The sequence below is a fragment of the Cellulomonas sp. NTE-D12 genome (assembly GCF_027923705.1).
Taxonomy (GTDB): Bacteria; Actinomycetota; Actinomycetes; order Actinomycetales; family Cellulomonadaceae; genus Cellulomonas.
The window spans coordinates 1,359,289-1,379,485 of sequence record NZ_AP026442.1 but is presented as its reverse complement, the minus strand read 5'-3'; the positions used below and the strand labels follow the sequence as shown (position 1 = coordinate 1,379,485).

The 20,197-nt window shown below is 74.4% G+C and carries 16 protein-coding genes and 1 tRNA gene; 9 read left to right on the top strand and 8 right to left on the bottom strand.

The genetic code is table 11. The features are described 5' to 3' along the window. The first annotated feature begins 32 nt into the window (after positions 1-32). On the top strand, positions 33-1,232 hold the full coding sequence (locus QMF98_RS06405) for a S53 family peptidase (RefSeq protein ID WP_337975180.1): 1,200 nt from the start codon (positions 33-35) through the stop codon (positions 1,230-1,232). Between the two features lie 29 nt (positions 1,233-1,261). Here QMF98_RS06405 and QMF98_RS06400 read toward each other — a convergent pair whose 3' ends face one another. After that, positions 1,262-1,957, bottom strand: a complete 696-nt coding sequence (locus QMF98_RS06400) for a GAF domain-containing protein (RefSeq protein ID WP_337975179.1) — start codon at positions 1,955-1,957, stop codon at positions 1,262-1,264. A gap of 52 nt (positions 1,958-2,009) precedes the next feature. Further along, a tRNA-Pro gene (locus QMF98_RS06395) sits at positions 2,010-2,083 on the bottom strand. Between the two features lie 420 nt (positions 2,084-2,503). Between QMF98_RS06395 and cysK the strand changes: the two genes are divergently transcribed. The 3 genes from cysK to QMF98_RS06380 all read left to right on the top strand — a co-directional run bounded on the left by cysK (position 2,504) and on the right by QMF98_RS06380 (position 5,331). Next, positions 2,504-3,439: a cysteine synthase A gene (gene cysK / locus QMF98_RS06390; RefSeq protein ID WP_337975178.1), complete on the top strand. Its 936-nt coding sequence runs from the start codon at positions 2,504-2,506 to the stop codon at positions 3,437-3,439. 61 nt (positions 3,440-3,500) lie between these two features. Continuing rightward, a complete protein-coding gene (gene epsC, locus QMF98_RS06385; protein WP_337975177.1) occupies positions 3,501-4,157 on the top strand; it encodes a serine O-acetyltransferase EpsC in 657 nt (218 codons plus the stop codon). Positions 4,158-4,257: 100 nt separating this feature from the next. Beyond that, positions 4,258-5,331 carry an LLM class F420-dependent oxidoreductase gene (locus QMF98_RS06380; protein ID WP_337975176.1) on the top strand — a complete coding sequence of 358 codons (1,074 nt, stop codon included), beginning with the start codon at positions 4,258-4,260 and terminating at the stop codon, positions 5,329-5,331. Positions 5,332-5,353: 22 nt separating this feature from the next. On the opposite strand, the gene QMF98_RS06375 is transcribed toward QMF98_RS06380, so the two are convergent. Beyond that, a complete protein-coding gene (locus QMF98_RS06375; RefSeq protein ID WP_337975175.1) occupies positions 5,354-5,695 on the bottom strand; it encodes an MGMT family protein in 342 nt (113 codons plus the stop codon). Between the two features lie 3 nt (positions 5,696-5,698). Next, complete coding sequence (locus QMF98_RS06370; RefSeq protein WP_337975174.1) at positions 5,699-6,853, bottom strand: PP2C family protein-serine/threonine phosphatase; 1,155 nt, start codon at positions 6,851-6,853, stop codon at positions 5,699-5,701. A 101-nt stretch (positions 6,854-6,954) separates the two neighbouring features. On the opposite strand from QMF98_RS06370, the gene QMF98_RS06365 reads away from it, so the two are divergent. Beyond that, positions 6,955-8,223 (top strand): GNAT family N-acetyltransferase, encoded by a 1,269-nt coding sequence (locus QMF98_RS06365; RefSeq protein WP_337975173.1) that lies wholly within the window; start codon positions 6,955-6,957, stop codon positions 8,221-8,223. Positions 8,224-8,230: 7 nt separating this feature from the next. Here QMF98_RS06365 and QMF98_RS06360 read toward each other — a convergent pair whose 3' ends face one another. Then, on the bottom strand, positions 8,231-8,683 hold the full coding sequence (locus tag QMF98_RS06360) for a ribose-5-phosphate isomerase (protein ID WP_337975172.1): 453 nt from the start codon (positions 8,681-8,683) through the stop codon (positions 8,231-8,233). An 81-nt stretch (positions 8,684-8,764) separates the two neighbouring features. On the opposite strand from QMF98_RS06360, the gene QMF98_RS06355 reads away from it, so the two are divergent. Continuing rightward, on the top strand, positions 8,765-10,753 hold the full coding sequence (locus QMF98_RS06355; protein ID WP_337975171.1) for a M13 family metallopeptidase: 1,989 nt from the start codon (positions 8,765-8,767) through the stop codon (positions 10,751-10,753). A gap of 35 nt (positions 10,754-10,788) precedes the next feature. On the opposite strand, the gene QMF98_RS06350 is transcribed toward QMF98_RS06355, so the two are convergent. Continuing rightward, the gene (locus tag QMF98_RS06350; RefSeq protein ID WP_337975170.1) at positions 10,789-11,436 is read right to left on the bottom strand and encodes a hypothetical protein; all 648 of its coding nucleotides are present in this window, start codon (positions 11,434-11,436) and stop codon (positions 10,789-10,791) included. Between the two features lie 256 nt (positions 11,437-11,692). Here QMF98_RS06350 and pepN point away from each other — a divergent pair, with 256 nt between their 5' ends. After that, entirely contained in the window at positions 11,693-14,287 is a 2,595-nt protein-coding gene (gene pepN / locus QMF98_RS06345; RefSeq protein WP_337975169.1) for an aminopeptidase N, read from the top strand. 65 nt (positions 14,288-14,352) lie between these two features. Here pepN and malQ read toward each other — a convergent pair whose 3' ends face one another. After that, positions 14,353-16,488, bottom strand: coding sequence for a 4-alpha-glucanotransferase (gene malQ, locus QMF98_RS06340; RefSeq protein ID WP_337975168.1), 2,136 nt, complete (start codon positions 16,486-16,488; stop codon positions 14,353-14,355). An 80-nt stretch (positions 16,489-16,568) separates the two neighbouring features. Between malQ and QMF98_RS06335 the strand changes: the two genes are divergently transcribed. Together QMF98_RS06335 and QMF98_RS06330 are read left to right on the top strand one after the other, a co-directional pair. Continuing rightward, positions 16,569-18,734: a prolyl oligopeptidase family serine peptidase gene (locus QMF98_RS06335; RefSeq protein ID WP_337975167.1), complete on the top strand. Its 2,166-nt coding sequence runs from the start codon at positions 16,569-16,571 to the stop codon at positions 18,732-18,734. Further along, positions 18,731-19,948 carry a mechanosensitive ion channel family protein gene (locus QMF98_RS06330; protein WP_337975166.1) on the top strand — a complete coding sequence of 406 codons (1,218 nt, stop codon included), beginning with the start codon at positions 18,731-18,733 and terminating at the stop codon, positions 19,946-19,948. Before QMF98_RS06335 ends, QMF98_RS06330 begins: the two co-directional genes overlap by 4 nt. Before the next feature lie 14 nt (positions 19,949-19,962). On the opposite strand, the gene QMF98_RS06325 is transcribed toward QMF98_RS06330, so the two are convergent. Then, the gene (locus QMF98_RS06325) at positions 19,963-20,193 is read right to left on the bottom strand and encodes a PTS sugar transporter subunit IIB (RefSeq protein WP_263730150.1); all 231 of its coding nucleotides are present in this window, start codon (positions 20,191-20,193) and stop codon (positions 19,963-19,965) included. Positions 20,194-20,197: the final 4 nt, after the last annotated feature.

Genomic DNA, 20,197 nt, shown 5'->3' with positions numbered 1-20,197 from the left:
GTGTCGCCAGCCCCGACCCCCAGGAGCACGCCGTGCGCCGTACCCGCGTGACAGCCGTCCTCACCGCCGCCATGGGTCTGCTGACCGCGGCCGGACTGACGTTCTCCGCCGGGGCCGCGGCCGCTGCCCCCTCACCGACCGGTGCCGCGCACTCGCAGAAGCGGGTCTGCGCGGTGGCGCCGGCAGGAGCCGCGGCGTGCGAGGCCCACGTGGTGACGGATGCGCGGACCGGCCGACCCGCCGCGACCGCCAGCTACTCGGCCGGCTACGGCCCCGCGCAGCTGACCGGCGTCTACGGACCCTTCGGCTCCGGTGCGCCGACGGTCGCCGTCGTCGACGCCTACGCCAACCCGAACGCCGCCGGGGACCTGGCTGCTTACCGCACCCAGTTCGGACTCGGCACCGCCCGGCTCACGCAGGTGAACCAGACCGGCGGCTCGATCTCCACGGTCGCCGGCGACACCGGCTGGGGTCAGGAGGAGGACCTGGACCTCCAGATGGTGTCCGCCATCTGCCCCGCCTGCGGGATCCTCTACGTCGGTGCGAGCTCGGCGTCCTTCTCGGACCTGGCAGCGGCCGTCACGACGGCGAAGAACCTGGGCGCGGCCGTGATCTCCAACTCCTACGGCGGGGCGGAGTTCAAGGGTGAGACGAGCTGGTCGAACTGGAACATCCCCGGGGTGGCCGTCACGGTGGCCGCCGGCGACAACGGGTACGGCGTCCAGTTCCCCGCGGCATCGGCCGGTGCGATCGCCGTCGGCGGCACCACGCTGACGCTGACGTCCACCGGCGCCCGGGCGTCCGAGACGGTGTGGTCCGGCACCGGTTCCGGCTGCTCGGCGTACGTCGGCAAGCCGTCGTGGCAGCGCGACACCGCGTGCACCCGCCGCACGGTGACCGACGTCGCCGCGGTCGCGGACCCGTCCACCGGTGTCGCGGTCTACGACTCGTACGGCTCCACCGGCGGCGCGAACTGGCTCGTCTTCGGCGGCACCTCGGTCGCCGCGCCGATCGTCGGGGCCGTGTTCGCCCGCGATGGCGTCCCCACCACCGGCTACGCGCCGGCGAACCTGTACGCCAACGCCACGAGCCTGTACGACGTCACCAGCGGCTCCGACGGGACGTGCACCTCGAAGCGGTCCACCGCAACCGCGTACCTGTGCACCGCCCGCACCGGCTACGACGGCCCGACGGGCAACGGCACGCCGAAGGGCCTGACCCTGCCGTTCTGACGCCGGCCGGCCTGCCCGGCGGGGTCAGCTCAGAGCTCTCCGCCGGGCCGGCGGTCCACCAGCGCCTCGAGGACCTGCACCGCGACGTCGCTCAGGTCGGACCGGCCGTCCCGAGCCGCCGCGATCAGCATGGCGAAGGCCGCCGACGCGTCGCAGTGCTTCGTCGCCATGATCGCGCCGACCGCCTGGTCGATGGAGGCCTGCGCGGCGAGGGCGTCCTCCAGGGCGTGCCGGCGGCCGTTCGCCTCCCTCAGGTCCAGGCAGAGGTCGACGACCCGGCCGAGCTGCTGCGCGTAGACGTCGGCGCGCACCAGGCTGTCCCGGTCCCACGGCCCGGGCCCCGGCCGGTAGACGTTCACCGCGACGGCCGCCTCGCTGCGCAGGTGCACCGGGAAGCCCCCGGAGGACCGGAATCCCGCGGCACGAGCGGTGCGCGTCCACGCCGGCCACCGGTCCTCGGTGTCGAGGTCGTCGACCAGCATCACCAGACCGGTCTCGAGGGCGTCGAGGCACGGCCCCTCGTCGACGGCCAGCTCGACCTCGTCGCACGCCGCCGCGAGCGGGTCGCTGCTCGCCGAGCGGCGCACGCCGCCGTCGAGCCGCAGCATCACGCTGCAGGACGCCCGGTCCCCCAGCACCACGGCGGCGCCGGAGGTGAACTCCGTCAGCTGCTCGTCGAGCAGGTCGAGCAGCTGCTGGTCAGCAGGGCCGCGCTGGTCCTCCACGCGTCTACCTCCGTCCTGGGGGACTCAGACGCCGAGACGTCGCATCGCATCGTCGGGGTGGTCGGATTCGAACCGGCGACCTTCCGCTCCCAAAGCGGACGCGCTACCAACCTGCGCCACACCCCGTCGCGCCGGACGGCGTCCCGCGCAGGGACCAGCGTAGAGGTGGTCGGGCGGGAATCTTTGCGCCGGTCTCCCGGTTGCGGCTAGCGTCATGGCGTCGCGGACCAGGTCCAGCTCCGATCGGAGACCTGGCACCCGCCCGAGCGAGGGAGGCCGATCAGCGTGCAGCACCCGCCGACCACCCTCGCCGCGCGCCCGTCCGGGCGCACCCGCGCGGCCTCGTCGGCGCGCACCTGTCGCTGTCGGTAGAGCGCTGGCTGCCTCCTGCCCGACGGCGGGAACCCGGACCACCCGGTCGGCCAGCGCTCGCCTCGTCGGACGACCTCGCCCCCGCTGCTGTGGCCGACGCCGCGTGCACCGCGCAGGCTCGAGGTGAACGTCCCGCCCGGCCCGTGCCTCCACCAGAACCGACGAAGAGGAACCATGTCCCGCATCTACGACGACGCCACGCAGCTCATCGGCAACACCCCGCTGGTCCGCATCACCAAGATCACGGACGGCGCGCCCGCGCAGATCGTCGGCAAGCTCGAGTTCTACAACCCCGCCAGCTCCGTCAAGGACCGCATCGGCGTCGCGATCGTCGACGCCGCCGAGGAGTCCGGCGAGCTGCAGCCGGGGGGCACGATCGTCGAGGCGACGAGCGGTAACACCGGGATCGCGCTCGCGTTCGTCGGTGCGGCGCGTGGCTACCACGTGGTCCTGACGATGCCGGAGACCATGTCCAAGGAGCGCCGCGCCCTGCTGCGCGCCTACGGCGCCGAGCTGATCCTGACGCCCGGCTCCGAGGGCATGAAGGGCGCCGTCAACAAGGCGAACGAGATCGCCGCCGAGCGTCCGGGTGCCGTCCTGGCCCGCCAGTTCGCCAACGCCGCCAACCCGGCGATCCACCGCCGGACCACCGCGGAGGAGATCTGGGCGGACACCGACGGCGAGGTGGACATCCTGGTCGCGGGCATCGGCACCGGCGGGACCATCACCGGCGTCGGACAGGTGCTCAAGGAGCGCAAGCCCGGCGTGCAGATCATCGGCGTGGAGCCCAAGGAGTCCCCGATCCTCAACGGTGGCGAGCCCGGTCCGCACAAGATCCAGGGCCTGGGCGCCAACTTCGTGCCCGAGGTGCTCGACACCTCGGTGTACGACGAGGTGATCGACATCGACGGCGACACGGCGATCGCCTACGCGCGCCGTGCCGCGAAGGAGGAGGGCCTGCTGGTCGGCATCTCCTCCGGTGCCGCGATCGCCGCGGCGATCCAGGTGGCCAACCGTCCGGAGAACAAGGGGAAGCTGATCGTCACGATCATCCCCAGCTTCGGCGAGCGGTACCTGTCCACCGTGCTGTACGCCGACCTGCTCGACTGAGCCGGGTCGCCGGCTCGCTGCTCGTCCCCACCCGTCCGACCGATCCACCGGGAGCCTGTCCATGACCGCACTGCTCGGCAGCCACGGCACACCGGCGCGCGGACGGGTCGTCGGTGGTGCGCGGCCGTCCACCGCTGCGCACCACCGACCGCTGCTCGAGGTCCTCCGGGAGGACCTCGAGGCCGCCCACCACCACGACCCCGCGGCCCGCAGCCGGCTCGAGGTGGCGCTCGGCTACCCGGGCGTGCACGCCGTCTGGGTCTACCGCCTCGCGCACCGCATGTGGCAGGAGCCCGGGCTCCGGCTCGCCGCGCGGCTGCTTTCCCAGGCCGCTCGGGCGGCGACAGGGGTGGAGATCCACCCCGGCGCCCGGATCGGACGCCGGCTGTTCATCGACCACGGCATGGGCGTGGTGGTCGGCGAGACGGCCGAGGTGGGCGACGACGTCGTGCTGTTCCACGGCTCCACGCTGGGCGGCAAGACGATGCGGCACGGCAAGCGGCACCCCACGCTGGGTGACGGCGTGGTGGTCGGGGCGGGCGCCAAGGTGCTCGGACCGGTGTGGATCGGCGACGGCGCCCAGATCGGCGCCAACGCCGTGGTGGTTCACGACGTGCCGGCCGGTGCGATCGCCGTGGGCGTGCCGGCGCAGGTCCGGCTGCCCAAGGTGGCGCACAGCTTCGACCCCGAGGTCGACGACCCGGCGATCTACATCTGACGGACCACCGCGCCGAACGCCGGGCGGGCCGGTGCGGGCCGTAGCCTGACCGGCACGGACGCCGCGACGGCGCGGCGACGTCGGACGATCGGAGGTTCCCGTGCGGCTCGGCTACCACACCGGCTACTGGTCCGCGGGACCTCCGCAGGGCGCGCAGCAGGCGGTGCTGACCGCCGAGCGGCTGGGCTTCGACTCGGTGTGGACGGCAGAGGCCTACGGGTCGGACGCGTTCACGCCGCTCGCCTGGTGGGGTGCCGCGACCACGCGGGTGCGGCTCGGCACGGCCGTCGCGCAGATCTCCGCCCGCACCCCGACCGCGACGGCGATGGCCGCCCTCACGCTCGACCACCTGTCCGGCGGCCGGTTCGTGCTGGGGCTCGGCGTGTCCGGGCCTCAGGTGGTGGAGGGCTGGTACGGGCAGCCCTACCCCAAGCCGCTGGCCCGGACCCGCGAGTTCGTCGCCGTGGTGCGCCAGGTGCTCGCCCGTGAGGCGCCGGTGACGTTCGACGGCGAGTTCTACCGCCTGCCCCTGCCGGCGGACCAGGGCATGGGTCTCGGCAAGCCGCTGCGCTCGACGGTGCACCCGCTGCGCGCCGACCTGCCCATCCACCTCGCGGCGGAGGGCCCCCGCAACATCGCCCTCACCGCGGAGATCGCCGACGGCTGGCTGCCGCTGTTCTACGCCCCGCGGCTCGACGACGAGTTCCGCCAGCTGCTCGACGACGGCTTCGCGCGCCGCACCGCCGGCTCCAGCCTCCGCGAGCGCTTCGAGGTGACGGCGACCGTGCCGGCGGTGCTGGGGGCGGACGTCGAGCAGGCGGCCGACGCCGTCCGGCCCTTCATCGCGCTGTACGCCGGCGGCATGGGAGCCCGCGCCGCCAACTACCACCGGGACGCGCTGGCACGGCTCGGGTACGCCGAGGCGCTCGACGAGATCGCGGCGCACTTCCTCGCCGGAGACCGCGCCCGTGCCGCCGCCGCGGTGCCGACCGAGCTGGTGCGGGACGTCGCGCTGGTGGGCACCGCGGACGACCTGCGCGACCAGCTCGCGGCCTGGCAGCAGACCGCGGTGACGACGATGCTGCTGCAGACCGATCCACGAGACCTCCCGCGGGTCGCCGAGGCTCTCGGGGCGACGGCGACCGCTGCAGCCGACGACTCCCGGGACGCGTAGCGAGGCGGCGACGGGGCGTCCGTCAGCCCGGTGTCGCCCCGTCGTCGAACGCGTCGTCCTCCGGCCACCACAGCGCGCGGCGCAGGGCCACGCGCGTGCCGTCCGCGACCAGCGGGGTGCCCTCGGCGCGCAGCCGGTCGAGCGCCTCGGTGGCGTGCCGTACGGGCGGCGACCCGGCGGCGTTGACCACCCGCCACCACGGCACTCCCCCACCGGCGTGCGCCAGCACCTGACCGACCTGCCGGGGGCCGCCCCGGCCGAGCCGGTCCCGCAGCACCTCTGCGACGCTGCCGTAGGTGACCGCGCGGCCCGCCGGCACGGCCGCGACCAGGTCGAGCACCTGCTCCAGGTAGTCGTCGTCCATCGCTCAGGCCCGCTGCACCAGCACGAGCGCCCGGTCGTCGTCCTCCTGGCGGCGCGCCGCCGCGAGCACCGCGTCGGCCCCGCCGCGCCCCGTGGACACCAGCTGCTCGAGGACGCCGAGCAGCCGGTCGATTCCCTGGTCCAGGTCGCCGCCGCGGGTCTCCACCAGCCCGTCCGTGTACAGCAGCAGCGCGTCACCGGGCTGCAGGGTGCCGGTCCGGGCCTGGCACCGGAAGTCCGGCGTCACACCGAGGACCGGTGCACCGACGGTGTCGACCACGCTGACCCGCCCCGACCCGGCGTGCAGCTGCACCGGGGGCAGGTGGCCGGCGGTGGCCACCTGGTAGGCGCCGGTGCGCAGGTCCAGCGCCAGGTGCGCGGCGGTGGCGAACCCGTCGTCCCAGCCCTGCCCCAGGAGGTAGGAGTTCGCCGCCGGCAGGAAGTCGGCCGGTGCCATCGCGCCCAGCAGCCCGGCCAGTGCGCCCGACAGCTGCAGGGACCGCACCCCGACGGCCTGACCCTTGCCGGAGACGTCGACCAGCACCACCTCGAGCACGTCGTCGGCGGGCGCCCGCGCGACGACGAAGTCCCCCGAGAACGCGTCCTGGTGGGCCGACCGCACCACGGCGTCGACGCGCCAGCCGGCCGGCAGCGGCGGGATGTGGCCGTTCGCCTCCAGCCGGTCCCGCAGGTCGACCAGCATCAGGCCGCTCGGCGCGCCCTGCAGACCGAGCCGCTCACGGCTGCGTCCGAAGATCAGCACCGCACCCACGGCCGCGGCGAGCACCACGATCGTCCCCGGCGTCATCGTGCCCGACCCCATCGCCCACAGCGTCAGCGCCAGCACGCTGACCAGGGCTGCGACCACCACCAGGGCGAGCCAGCGCAGCACGAACACCGCGACCAGCAGCAGGAGCAGGAAGGCCGAGGGCGCCACCCACTCCGGTCGGTCCCACATGCCGAGGGCCAGCAGCACCGCGAGCGCCGCCAGCACCACGCCGGGGACGGCCTGCGGCCGCCGGGCCCACCGACCGAGACTGTGCTCCAGCCCGCCGGAACCACCGGGTGCGGCCCGGCCTCGCGCGGGTCGGCCGGAGGTGCGAGCGGCCGGGCCGCCCGGCACGTCGTCGCCGGCGCGCCGGTCGGGGCTGCTCGTCATGCGCGAAGGCTAACCGCGCGCACCGACGGTGGCCCGACGATCCGCCGGTCGGCCAGCAAAGACGGTGCAGCGGCACCGGGGCGCCCGGCAGCATGGGCACCATGACGACGCTGCCCGACGGCTACAGCACGGTCGAGATCGGCGAGGACCGCCAGGCGGAGTTCCGGGCGGTGGACCGGTTGGCCTTCGCCTGGCCCCCGGACCCCGAGGTCGACGCACAGGTGCCGTTCACCGTTCCGTTCGACCGGGCGATGGCGGTCCAGGGGCCGGGAGGTCGGCTCGCGGCCGTGCACGGCTCGTACCCGTTCACGCTGCCGGTGCCGGGCGGCGTGGTGCCCTGCGCGGGCCTGACCTGGGTCGGGGTACGTCCCGACGAGCGCAGGCGGGGGCTGCTCACGTCGATGATCGCCACCCACGTCGAGAGGTCCCTGGCCCGCCGCGAGCCTGTCTCGGCCCTGTTCGCGGCCGAGCAGGGCATCTACGGCCGGTTCGGCTACGGCTGCGCGGCGGACGCGGTTCGGCTGACCCTCCCCCGCCGGGCCGCGCTGCGTCCCGTCCCGGGATCGGACGCCCTGACGGTCGAGCTCGCGACGGCGGACGCCGACCTGCACGAGGACCTCGTCGACCGGCTGCACGTCGCCGCAGGTGCCGGCAGGCCGGGCTGGGTGGTGCGCAGCACGCCCGCCCTGCGCCGGCGCATCCTGGTCGACCCGCCGCAGTGGCGCGCCGGGGGCGAGCCGATGCAGCTGGCGACCGTGCGCGCGCCGGGTGGTGAGCCGCGCGGCTTCGCGCTGCTGCGCCGGACACCCCGCTGGACCGAGGCGGGGCCGGAGTTCTCCGTGGAGGTGCTCGCCGCCGTCGCGCTGGACGCATCGGCGACGCACCGGCTCTGGTCGTTCCTCCTCGACCTGGACCTCACCACCACCGTCAGCACGCCGAAGCTGGCCTTGGACGACCCCCTGCTCTCGCTGCTCGTCGACCAACGGCCCGGCCGCCCCCGGCTGGAGGACAACCTGTGGGTGCGGCTCCTCGACCTGCCGACCGCGCTGTCCTTGCGCCGCTACCTGGCGCCCCTCGACACCGTCCTCGAGGTGACCGACGCCCTGGTCCCCGCGAACGCGGGCAGGTGGCGGCTGTGGTCGCACAGCCCCGACGACCAGGGGACGTGGGCGCTCGCCGTCGAGCGCACCGACCAGGACGCGCAGCTGCGGGCCGACGTCCGTGAGCTGGGCGCCGCCTACCTCGGTGGCAGGTCGCTGGCCGGCCTGGTCGCCGCCGGGCTGGTCGAGGAGCGCACGCCCGGTGCCGGCGTGCGCGCCGCCGCGGCGTTCGGGTGGCCGGTCGCGCCGTTGTGCAGCTGGACCTTCTGAGCCGCGGTCAGCCGCGGTCGCGCTCGTACTGCGCGAGCTGGTCGATGCGGCGCTGGTGCCGCGGGTCGTGCGAGAACGGCTCGTCGACGAACAGCGTGACCAGCGCGAGGGCGTCGTCCACGGAGTGCTGACGGGCACCGATCGCGACCACGTTGGCGTCGTTGTGCTGCCGCGCCAGGCGGGCGGTGTCGTCGTTCCAGGCCAGGGCCGCGCGGACGCCCGTCACCTTGTTGGCGGCGATCTGCTCACCGTTGCCCGAGCCCCCGATCACCACCCCGAGCGACCCGGGGTCGGCGACGACGGCCTCCCCGGCCGCGAAGCAGAACGACGGGTAGTCGTCCTGCGGGTCGTACGTGTGCGCGCCGTGGTCCACGACCTCGTGGCCGGCCGCGCTCAGGTGCTCGACGACCGCGTTCTTCAGCTCGAAGCCGGCGTGGTCGGAGGCGACGTGGATGCGCATGGCGTCATCCTGCCAGCCCGGTGCGCCGCCCGACCGACCGCGTCCGCCGTCCCGTCGGTGCCGGTCCGTAGGCTGGCGCCCATGACCCGTAGCGGCATCGACGTCACCGCCCTCGACCCGGCCACCCGTCCCGCGGACGACCTGTTCGCCCACGTGAACGGGCGCTGGATCGCCTCCCACACCATCCCGGCCGACCGGGCGTCCGACGGCGTGCTGCGCGCGCTGCGCGACCGCTCCGAGGAGCAGGTCCGCGACATCATCACCGAGCTCGGCGAGCAGGTCGCCGCCGGCCAGCAGCAGGACGAGGACGCCGCGAAGGTCGGCGCCGTCTTCGCCAGCTTCATGGACACGGAGGCGATCGAGGCCGCCGGGCTGGCCCCGCTGCGCATCGACCTGGCGCTGATCGAGCAGGCGAGCACGCAGGCGGAGCTGACCGGGGCGCTCGGCGCCCTGCAGCGCACCGGTGCCGGCGGCGCCGTCGCGTTCTTCGTCGACAACGACGCCAGGAACCCCGACCGCTACGTCGTGCACCTGACGCAGTCCGGTCTCGGCCTGCCGGACGAGGCCTACTACCGCGACCCCCAGTACGCCACCTTCCTCGAGGCGTACCGCCCGCACGTCGCCCGCATGCTGCTGCTCGGCGGCGTGGCGTCCGACCAGGCGGACGCGGACGAGCGCGCCGGCCGGGTGGTCGCCCTCGAGACGGCGCTCGCGGCGCACCACTGGGACGTCGTCAAGGACCGTGACGCGGAGCTGACCTACAACGCGACGACGCTGGCGGACCTCGCCGACGAGGCACCCGAGTTCGACTGGCACGCCTGGGCGCGTGCGCTCGGCGCGCCGGAGGGCTCGATGGACGACCTGGTGATCCGCGAGCCGGACTTCGCCCGTGGTTTTGCGAGCCTGTGGGAGACGGAGCCGCTGGCGGACTGGAAGGACTGGATGGCGTTCCACGCCGTCAGCGCCCGCGCCGCCTTCCTCACCGACGAGCTGAGCCAGGCGAACTTCGACTTCTACGGCCGCACGCTGACCGGCGCCCAGGAGCAGCGCGAGCGCTGGAAGCGCGGCGTCTCCTTCGTCGAGGGCGTGCTGGGCGAGGCGGTCGGCAAGCAGTACGTCGCCCGGCACTTCCCGCCCGAGCACAAGGCGCGGATGGACGCCCTGGTGGGCCACCTGGTCGAGGCGTACCGGGAGTCCATCTCGGGCCTGGAGTGGATGGGGGCGGAGACCCGCGCGAAGGCGCTGGCCAAGCTCGACGCGTTCACCCCGAAGATCGGCTACCCGGTGCGGTGGCGGGACTACTCGGACCTGGTGGTGCGCGCGGACGACCTGGTCGGCAACGTCCGGCGGGCGTCCGCCTTCGAGCAGGACTGGGAGCTGGCCAAGATCGGCAAGCCGATCGACCGCGACGAGTGGTTCATGACGCCGCAGACGGTCAACGCCTACTACAACCCCGGGATGAACGAGATCGTGTTCCCCGCCGCCATCCTGCAGCCGCCGTTCTTCGACGCGGACGCGGACGACGCGGTGAACTACGGCGGCATCGGCGCGGTGATCGGCCACGAGATCGGCCACGGGTTCGACGACCAGGGCAGCAAGTACGACGGCACCGGCCGGCTCGCCGACTGGTGGACCGCCGAGGACCGCGCCGAGTTCGAGGCCCGCACCAAGGCCCTGGTCGACCAGTACGACGCGTACTCCCCCGCCCAGCTGGACGGCAGCCACCACGTCAACGGCGCCCTGACGATCGGCGAGAACATCGGCGACCTCGGCGGCATGGCGATCGCGCTGAAGGCGTACCGGATCGCGCTCGGTCGGCCGCTGGAGGAGTCGCCGGTCATCGACGGGCTCACCGGCGTGCAGCGGGTGCTGATCGGCTGGGCGCAGGCGTGGCGGTCCAAGGGCCGCGACGCCGAGGTGATCCGGCGCCTGGCCGTCGACCCGCACAGCCCCGAGCAGTTCCGGTGCAACGGCGTCGTGCGCAACCTCGACGCGTTCTACGAGGCGTTCGACGTCCAGCCGGGCGACGGCCTGTACCTGCCGCCGGAGGAGCGCGTCAGCATCTGGTGACGGGCCGGGCCGGGCCGCTGACGCTCGCCCCGGCCCTAGCCCTTGCCCTTGCCCTTCCCCTTGCCACCGGCATCGCCACCCGTGGGGCCCGGCGACCCGCTCGTCACGTTCGACGCGGCGGTCGCGGACGGCGCCGTGCCCTGCGGGAGCAGGGTCAGCGACTCCCGCGCCAGGCGGAAGCCGACCCCGCGGGCATCGGTGCAGGTCACGCCGTCCGTCGCGCTGGTGCACGTCCGTCCGCCCAGGGTGCTCGAGCTGCCGTACGGCAGCGTCGGCACGTCCTCGCCGGCGGGTCCGGGGGCAGGCCCCGTCTCGCAGGGTGTCGCGACACCGTGGGCGTCGAGCACCACGGTGTGCCCGACGCTGCCGGTGCACCCGGCGACCGGCGGCACGGTGAAGGTCGCGTTGGCGATGGTGCACGTCGCCGAGTCGCCGGTCAGCGTGCAGGCGATGTTGCCGCTCGGCAGCCGGAAGTGGGCCGGGCCCGGCGACGCCGAGCCGCTGGGGGCAGCCGAGGCCGAACCGCCCACCGAGCTGCCCGTGGTGGCCGCGGTGCCGCTCCTGGAGCCACGGTTCACGCCGGTGACCACCAGCGCGATGACCAGGGCTCCGACCAGCACCGCGTCCACGGCCACGAGGATGCGGATCAACCGGTTGTGGTCCGGACGCGCGACAGCGCTCACTGCGCGCACCCGGTCCGGGTACGGACGGTCCTGGTCCGGGCACCGACGGGCGTCGTCTCGGCACGAGAGGGCACACGGGCTCCGATCTGTCGCAATTGGCCTGACTCGGCTCGAGTCTGCCTGCCCGCAGGGGCCCGGCGCACCTCGGTAGGGCCCGCAGGCCGTGTGCACGGGTCGCGTGCCATGATCGTCGGCGGCCGCCACCCGCGGCCTCCGCGCCGGCCCGATCGGTCGGCCCATCCCGCAGGAGTCGCACGTGCCCGGACAGAACCTGACCCGTGACGAGGCGCGCCGGCGCGCCTCCCTCGTCCAGACCGCCAGCTACGAGGTGGCTCTCGACCTGACCACGGGCCCGAGCACGTTCCTGTCCCGCAGCACGGTGCGGTTCACGGCCACCGAGGGCGCGTCGACCTTCATCGACCTGATCGCGCCGACGGTGCGCGAGGTGGTGCTCAACGGCCGCGGCCTGGACCCGGCCGACGTGGTGGCGGACGCGCGGATCCGGCTGGACGGGCTGGCGGCCGAGAACGAGCTGGTGGTCGTGGCGGACTGCGCCTACATGAACACCGGTGAGGGCCTCCACCGGTTCGTCGACCCGGTGGACGACGAGGTCTACCTGTACAGCCAGTTCGAGGTGGCCGACAGCCGGCGGGTGTTCGCGGTGTTCGAGCAGCCGGACCTCAAGGCGACGTTCACGTTCACCGTCACGGCGCCGGCGCACTGGACGGTCGTCTCCAACGGCCCCGCGGTCGGCCAGCCGGTGCGCATCGAGGGCGGCGTGAACCGCAACGGCGGCGCCGACCACGGCATCGCGGTGTGGCAGTTCGAGACGACGCCGCGCATCTCGTCGTACATCACCGCGATCGTCGCCGGTCCGTACCACGGTGAGCACCGCGAGCTGACCAGCATCGACGGGCGCACCATCCCGCTCGGGGTCTACTGCCGCGCCTCGCTGGCCGAGCACCTGGACACCGACAACATCGTCGACATCACGCGCGCCGGCTTCGCGTTCTACGAGCAGACGTTCGGCACGCCGTACCCGTTCGCCAAGTACGACCAGCTCTTCGTGCCCGAGTTCAACGCCGGTGCGATGGAGAACGCCGGCTGCGTCACCTTCGTCGAGACCTACGTCTTCCGCTCCAAGGTGCCGGACGCCACCGTCGAGCGCCGCGCCGTGACGATCCTGCACGAGCTGGCGCACATGTGGTTCGGCGACCTGGTCACCATGCAGTGGTGGGACGACCTGTGGCTCAACGAGTCGTTCGCCGAGTTCCAGTCCACCCGCGCGACCGCCACCGTCACGCCGTGGACCAGCGCCTGGACCACCTTCTCCTCGTTGGAGAAGAGCTGGGCGTACCGGCAGGACCAGCTGCCGTCCACGCACCCCATCGCCGCGGACATCCGTGACCTCGAGGACGTCGAGGTGAACTTCGACGGCATCACCTACGCCAAGGGCGCCAGCGTGCTGCGTCAGCTGGTGGCCTGGGTGGGCGAGGAGGAGTTCGACGCCGGTGTGCGGGCCTACTTCGCGAAGCACGCGTACGGCAACACCCGGCTGCGCGACCTGCTGAGCGAGCTGGAGGTCACCAGCGGCCGGGACCTGAGCGCCTGGTCGCGGCTGTGGCTCGAGCAGGCCGGGGTCACGCTGGTGCGGCCAGCGATCGAGGTGGACGACGACGGCGTCATCACGTCGGCCGCCGTGCTGCAGGAGGTTCCGGACACGCACCCCGTGCAGCGTCCGCACCGCCTGGCCGTCGGCGGCTACGACCTGGACGCGTCGGGCCGGCTGGTGCGCACCACGCGCATCGAGCTCGACGTCGACGGGCCGAGCACCCCGGTGCCGGAGCTGGTCGGGATGCACCGTCCCGACCTGCTGCTGGTCAACGACGACGACCTGGCCTACGCCAAGACCCGCCTGGACCCGGTCTCGCTCGCCTTCGCCACGGAGCACCTGGCCGCGTTCGACGCGTCGCTGCCCCGCACGCTGGTCTGGGCGGCCGCGTGGGACGCCACCCGCGACGGCGAGACGCCGGCCCGCGGCTACGTCGACCTGGTGCTGGGCAACCTCGCGCACGAGACGGACTCGTCGGTGGTGCTCGTCCTGCTGCGCCAGCTGACCACGGCCCTCGACCTGTACGTCGCGCCCGAGCACCGCGGTGCGACCGCCGCCGCCGCGGCCGACCGGCTGCTCGAGCTGGCCCGGGCGGCCGCCGCCGGCTCGGACCTGCAGCTCCAGCTGGTCAAGGCGTTCGCGGCCCGCGCCGTCACGGAGCCGCAGCTCAGCCTGGTCACCGACCTGCTGGACGGCAGGCTGCACCTGCCCGGCCTGTCGGTGGACACCGACCTGCGCTGGGAGCTCCTCAGCTCGCTCGTCACCGGTGGCCGCGCCGGGGAGCCTGACATCGCGGCCCAGCTCGCCGCCGACCCGACGGCCACCGGTCAGCGTGCCGCCGCCGCGGCCCGTGCGGCCGTGCCGACCGCCGAGGCGAAGGAGACCGCCTGGACCTCGGTGGTGGACCGGGACGACCTGCCGAACGCGGTGCAGGCCGCCACGATCGCCGGCTTCGGCCGGGTGCACGACGTGGACCTGCTGGTGCCCTTCGTCGACCGCTATTTCGAGGCGATCGAGGAGGTGTGGCGCACGCGGACCAACGAGATCGCGCAGACGATCGTGTTCGGCCTCTACCCGGTGGAGCTCGTCGGCCACGCGGACGTCGACCTGCTGGCCCGCACCGACGCCTGGCTCGGCGCCCACCCGGACGCCGCCCCGGCGCTCCGGCGGATCGTGTCGGAGAACCGCGACGGCGTCCGCCGCGCCCTGGCGGCGCAGGAGGCGGACCGCCGCGGCTGACCGCAGCGCGCGTGGCCGTCCCGCCGTCGGTGGGACGGCCGCGCGCCGCGCTCGTCCGCGGCCGCTCAGTGTCCGTTCATCACGGCGGCGAGCGAGAGCAGGCGCTGGTTGTCGAACAGGTCGTCGACCAGGACCACCGCACCGGAGCTGTCCGTGAGCGGGATCTTCCAGTTCGGGTACTCCGTGTCGGTGCCCGGCTGGTTCTGCGCCCGCCGCTCGCCGACCGCGTCCGCCAGGGACACCCCGATCAGCGCCGCCGGCGTGGCCAGCACCCAGCGGTGCAGGGCCTCGACGATCTCCCGCTCGGACGGGTCGTCGCCGAGCATGCCGCGCTGCCGGAGGGCGGTCAGCATCCGGTTGCGCTCCGCCTCGGCCTCGGCACGGACCTGCTCCACGGGTGCCGTCAGCAGGCCCAGCCTGTTGCGCAGCGTCACGTGCTCGCCGGCGAGGTAGCCGGCGGTGGGCGGCAGGTCGTGGGTGGTCACCGTGGCCAGCGCCAGCCGGCGGTAGTGCTCCGGCGGCACCGGGTTGCCGTGCATGTCCTGCTCGAACCACAGCACCGAGGTCCCCAGGATGCCGCGCTCGGACAGGTAGTCCCGGACCCAGGGTTCCACCGTGCCGAGGTCCTCACCGATCACCAGCGCGCGGGCCCGGTGCGCCTCGAGCGCCAGGATGCCGACCAGCGCCTCGTGGTCGTAGCGGACGTACGCGCCCTCCGCGGCCGACATGCCGGTGGGCACCCACCACAGCCGGAACAGGCCGATCACGTGGTCGATCCGCAGCGCCCCGGCGTGCCGGAGGATGGTGCGCAGCATGTCGCGGTACGGGCGGTAGGCCGCACGAGCCAGGGCATCCGGACGCCACGGCGGCTGCGACCAGTCCTGCCCCTGCTGGTTGTACATGTCGGGCGGCGCCCCCACGGTCGCGCCCGACGACAGCACGTCGCCCAGCGCCCACACGTCGGCGCCCTCCGGGTGCACCCCGACCGCGAGGTCGTGCATCACGCCGATCGCCATCCCGCCGGACCGGGCGGCGCGGTGCGCCTCCGCCAGCTGGGTGTCGGCCACCCACTGCAGCCACTCGTGGAACACGACCCGCTCGGCCAGCTCGGTCCGCGCCGCCTTCACCAGCTCGGACGACGGGTCGAGCGCCTCGGCCGGCCACCGCGGCTGGTCGGCGTACCGCTCGCACAGGGCGCACCACAGCGCGAACGTCTCGAGGCCTGCGCCCTGCTCCGCGACGAAGTCGTCGAACGCCTCCTGCCGGGCGGCGGACCGCGGCGCGGCGAACACCACCTCGAGCGCCGCCTTCTTCGCCGTCCAGGCCGCGTCCCGGTCGATCGGGCCCGGGTCGGCGTCGAGCGCCAGCACCGGCTCGGCGGCCCACTCGACCAGCGCGCGGTCGGCGGCCGACAGGTAGGCCGTCTCCCGCACGTCCTCGACGCGGATGTACACCGGGTTGATGAAGCGCCGGGAGGTCGGCAGGTACGGGCTCGGCGTCATGTGCCCGGCCGGCTCGGCGGCGTGCAGCGGGTTGACCAGGACGAAGTCGGCACCGCACCGCTTCGCTGCGAGCCAGCCGATCTCCGCCAGGTCGCCGAGGTCGCCGATGCCCCACGACGTCCGCGAGCGCACGGAGTACAGCTGCGCCATGTAGCCCCAGGTGTGCCGACCGGCCAGCGCGGCGGGCAGCTCCAGGCGGTCCGGGGTGACCACCACGGCGCAGTGCGCACCCGCGCTCGGTCCCTCGGCGTGCAGCTCGTGCCAGCCCAGCGGGAGGTCGGCGGGCAGGGTGAACGTCGCCCGTCCGACCCGCCGACCGTCCACCACCCGCGGCTCGACGTAGACGTCGACCTGGGTCAGCTCGAGCCGGCCCCCGCCGGTCTCCTCGTCGAGCGCCAGCCAGACGCGGACCGGGTCGCCGTCCGTCACGTGCACCGGCACGTGCGCCTGGCGCCCGCTGCGGGTGACCACGACGGGGGGCACCACGCGGCGCCACGGCATGTCCTCGACGTGCGCGACGGCGAGCGCCACCCGCTCCGGCGAGGACGCGTCGACGCCCAGGGCCGCGAGCACACCGCGGAGGGTCGCCTCGGAGGCCCAGTGGTGCAGCCCGTCGTGCCCGCGGTAGTCGGGGACCACCCCGTAAGCCGCCGCGAGGCGCAGCAGCGGCTCGGCTGGGCGGTCGGTCTCGTCTGGCACGGCACCGATCCTGCCAGAGCCGGTGCGGCGCGACCCGGCCACACGCGGCGGCCGTCCTGGCCTGCGTAGCCTGTCGGGTCATGGCCTCCTCGCTCCGCCTGCGCTACCCGCCCGCCCGCGTGGACGACGTCGTCGACCTGCTGCACGGGCGGCCCGTGGCGGACCCGTACCGCTGGCTGGAGGACCCGGACGACGCGGCGACGCAGGAGTGGTCGGCCGCGCAGGACGCCGTGTACGCCGCCTACCGCACCGAGCTCGTGGAGCGCGCGGCCGGCACGGCCTTCGCCGCCGGCACGCTGGACCAGCGGCTGCGGTCCCTGCTGGGCGCGGGCCACGTCGGCACCCCGGTGTGGCGGGGCGACCTGCGGTTCCAGACCCGCCGGGAGCCCGGGGCGGAGCACGCGGTCGTGGTCGTGGCGGAGCCGGCGCCGGACGGCGGCGTCCGCGAGCGCGTCCTGGTGGACCCGATGGCGCTGGACCCGGAGGGCACGACGACGCTGGACGCCTGGCAGCCGTCGACGGACGGACGGCTCCTCGCGTACCAGATCTCGTCCGGCGGCACGGAGGAGAGCGTCCTGTTCGTCCTGGACGTGCAGAGCGGCGAGCTGGTGGACGGCCCCGTCGACCGAGCGCGGTACTCGCCGGTCGCCTGGGTCCCCGACCCGGACGGCGACTCGGCGTTCTACTACGTCCGCCGGCTGGCGCCCGAGCTGGTGCCGGCGGACGAGCGGGCGTTCCACCGGAGGGTGCGGCTGCACCGCGTCGGCACGGACGCCGACCAGGACGTCGAGGTGTTCGGGGCCGGCCTGGAGCCGACCAACTACTACGGCGTGTCGGTGTCCCGCGACGGCCGGTGGCTGCTGGTCTCCGCGTCGGCGGGCACGGCTCCGCGCACCGACGTCTGGATCGGCGACCTGTCGGCGGGCCCGGTGCCGGAGCTGCGGGAGGTGGCCGTCGGGTACGACGCACAGGTGGGCGCCTGGGTGGGCCGGGACGGTCAGCTCTACGTGCTGACGGACCTGGACGCCCCGCGCGGCCGCCTGGCCGTGACACGACCGGAGGACCCCGGCGTCGGCACCTGGCGGACGCTCCTCGCGCAGGACGACGAGGCGGTGCTCGAGGACGTCGCGCTGCTCGACGGAGGCGGCGACCAGACGGTGCCGACCGCCCTGCTCGCGTCCCGGCGGCGCCACGCCGTCTCCGAGGTCAGCCGGCACGACCCGGTGACGGGCGCCCGGCTCGGTGAGGTCCCTCTGCCGGGGCTCGGGTCGGTGTCCGGGCTCGTCGCCCGGCGCGACGGCGGCCCTGAGATCTGGTTCTCCTACACCGACCACACCACGGTGCCGAGCGTGCAGGTGTACGACGGCCGCACCGGTGCCACGAGCCTGTGGGCCGCCCCGCCGGGCACTCCCCCGGACCTGCCGGCGGTGCACGTCGGACGCCTCGAGGTGCCCAGCGGGGACGGCACGGTGGTGCGCGCCTTCGTCGTGACCCGCGCCGACGCGGTCGACGAGGCGGGCCGGCCCCGCACACCCGCGCCGGCCGTCCTGTACGGGTACGGCGGCTTCCAGGTCAGCCTCGACCCGGCGTACTCGGCCACCACCCTGGCGTGGGTCGAGGCCGGCGGCACCTACGTCGTCGCCAACCTGCGCGGCGGCGGTGAGGAGGGCGAGGACTGGCACCGCGCCGGCATGCGGCAGCACAAGCAGAACGTGTTCGACGACTTCCACGCCGTGGCGGAGCACCTGGTCGCGACGGGGTGGACGACGGCCGCACAGCTGGCGTGCTGGGGCGGCTCCAACGGCGGCCTGCTCGTCGGCGCCGCGGTCACCCAACGGCCCGACCTGTTCGCCGCGGCCGTCTGCTCGGCGCCGCTGCTCGACATGGTGCGGTACCAGCTGTTCGGGCTCGGCCGCACGTGGACCGAGGAGTACGGGGACGCGGAGGTGCCGGACGAGCTCGACTGGCTGCTCGGGTACTCCCCCTACCACCGGGTGGTTCCCGGTACCCGTTACCCGGCCACCCTCTTCACCGTCTTCGAAGGAGACAGCCGCGTGGACCCGTTGCACGCCCGCAAGTTCGCCGCCGCCCTGCAGGCTGCGACCAGCGCCGCGCCCGACGAGGCGCCGGTGCTGGTCCGCCGCGAGACGGGCGTGGGGCACGGCGGCAGGTCGCTGTCGCGCAGCATCGGACTGACCACCGAGGAGCTGCAGTTCGTCGCCGACCGGACGGGGCTGCTCGCATGAGGCCGCTCCTCGAGCGCCTGGCGACCGGCCCCTGGCTCGCGGCCGCCACGCCGGCACCGCACCCGAGCCAGAGCACCGAGCCCGCGCTGCTGCCGACCAACCCGACCTCGGCCCGCAGCTGGTGGCACTGGTTCACCGGCGTCCCGCTGCGGATCCTGCTGATCCTGGTGATCTCCGGCGTGGTGCTCGTGGTGCTGCGCGTGCTGATCAACACGCTGACCGACCACATCGCCAAGGGCATCCCCACGCTGCGGTCGCTCGGCGAGTCGGAACGGGCCGCCGCGCTGCTCGGCACCAACCCGGTCGCGGGAGCACGGCGCGCGCAGCGCGCCCGCACCATCGGCTCGGTGCTGCGCTCAACGGCCGGGCTCGTCGTCGGCGCCATGGCGGTGTTCCTGGTGCTGGACGCGCTCGGCGTGAACCTCGCACCCTTCATCGCCTCGGCGGGGATCGTCGGCGTGGCGGTCGGCTTCGGTGCCCAGAGCCTGGTCAAGGACACACTGACGGGGCTGTTCATGCTCGTCGAGGACCAGTACGGGGTCGGCGACGTGGTCGACGTCGGCCCGGCGACCGGGACCGTCGAGGCGGTCGGGCTGCGCGTGACGCGGCTGCGCGATGCCGAGGGCACGCTCTGGTACGTCCCGAACGGCTCGATGGTCCGCGTGGGCAACAAGACCCAGGGCTGGGCCACCGCCACGGTGGAGATCGACGTCGACTACTTCCAGGACCTGGACCAGGTCCGGTCGCTGCTGCAGCAGGCCGCCGCACACGTGGTCGCCGATCCCCACGTTCGGGACTGGGTGGAGGGCGAGCCCTCCGTGCGCGGGATCGAGCGGCTCAGCGCCGACGCGGTCACCCTGCAGCTGACGGTGCGCACCGCGCCCGCCCGCCAGTGGGAGGTCGCCCGGCGGCTGCGACGGGCGGCACGCGACGTGCTGCAGCGCAACGACGTGCCGCTCGGTGGTCAGCGCGACGCGATGGCCGCACGGCTCGCGGCGCGGAGCGCGGCCACCGGACCCGGAGCCACCGACCCGGCAGGCGACGCGGGCAGCCCCTCCACCGCGGCCGACCGGCAGCCGTCACCCGCCGAGGCGGACGCCGACGCCATGGCCCGGGACCCGCACCGCACCCCGGTGGAGGAGGCCGTCGAACCGCACCCGACCGGTCCGGCGTCAGACGCCGGCCAGCAGCCGCCGGAGGGCCCGACGCGCTGAGCGGGCGTGCCCCGTCAGCGCAGGCTGTCCAGCTCCGCGGCGAGCGAGTCCGCCTCGGGGCCGACGATCACCTGGACCACCTTGCCGGACCGCACCACGCCGAACGCCCCGCTGGCCCGCAGACCGGCCTCGTCCACCTGCTGGGTGTCCGTGACCTCGACGCGCAGCCGGGTGATGCACGGCTCCAGGTCCACCACGTTGGCGCTGCCACCGAGTGCCGCCAGGATCTGCTCCGCCTTGCTCATCGGT

Excerpts from the sequence above, each read along its gene's own strand:
- cysK (WP_337975178.1), top strand. The coding sequence starts at position 2,504 with ATGTCCCGCATCTACGACGACGCCACGCAGCTCATCGGCAACACCCCG.
- epsC (WP_337975177.1), top strand. The coding sequence starts at position 3,501 with ATGACCGCACTGCTCGGCAGCCACGGCACACCGGCGCGCGGACGGGTC.
- QMF98_RS06375 (WP_337975175.1), bottom strand. The coding sequence starts at position 5,695 with ATGGACGACGACTACCTGGAGCAGGTGCTCGACCTGGTCGCGGCCGTG.
- QMF98_RS06370 (WP_337975174.1), bottom strand. The coding sequence starts at position 6,853 with ATGACGAGCAGCCCCGACCGGCGCGCCGGCGACGACGTGCCGGGCGGC.
- QMF98_RS06365 (WP_337975173.1), top strand. The coding sequence starts at position 6,955 with ATGACGACGCTGCCCGACGGCTACAGCACGGTCGAGATCGGCGAGGAC.
- QMF98_RS06360 (WP_337975172.1), bottom strand. The coding sequence starts at position 8,683 with ATGCGCATCCACGTCGCCTCCGACCACGCCGGCTTCGAGCTGAAGAAC.
- QMF98_RS06355 (WP_337975171.1), top strand. The coding sequence starts at position 8,765 with ATGACCCGTAGCGGCATCGACGTCACCGCCCTCGACCCGGCCACCCGT.
- QMF98_RS06335 (WP_337975167.1), top strand. The coding sequence starts at position 16,569 with ATGGCCTCCTCGCTCCGCCTGCGCTACCCGCCCGCCCGCGTGGACGAC.
- QMF98_RS06330 (WP_337975166.1), top strand. The coding sequence starts at position 18,731 with ATGAGGCCGCTCCTCGAGCGCCTGGCGACCGGCCCCTGGCTCGCGGCC.
- QMF98_RS06325 (WP_263730150.1), bottom strand. The coding sequence starts at position 20,193 with ATGAGCAAGGCGGAGCAGATCCTGGCGGCACTCGGTGGCAGCGCCAAC.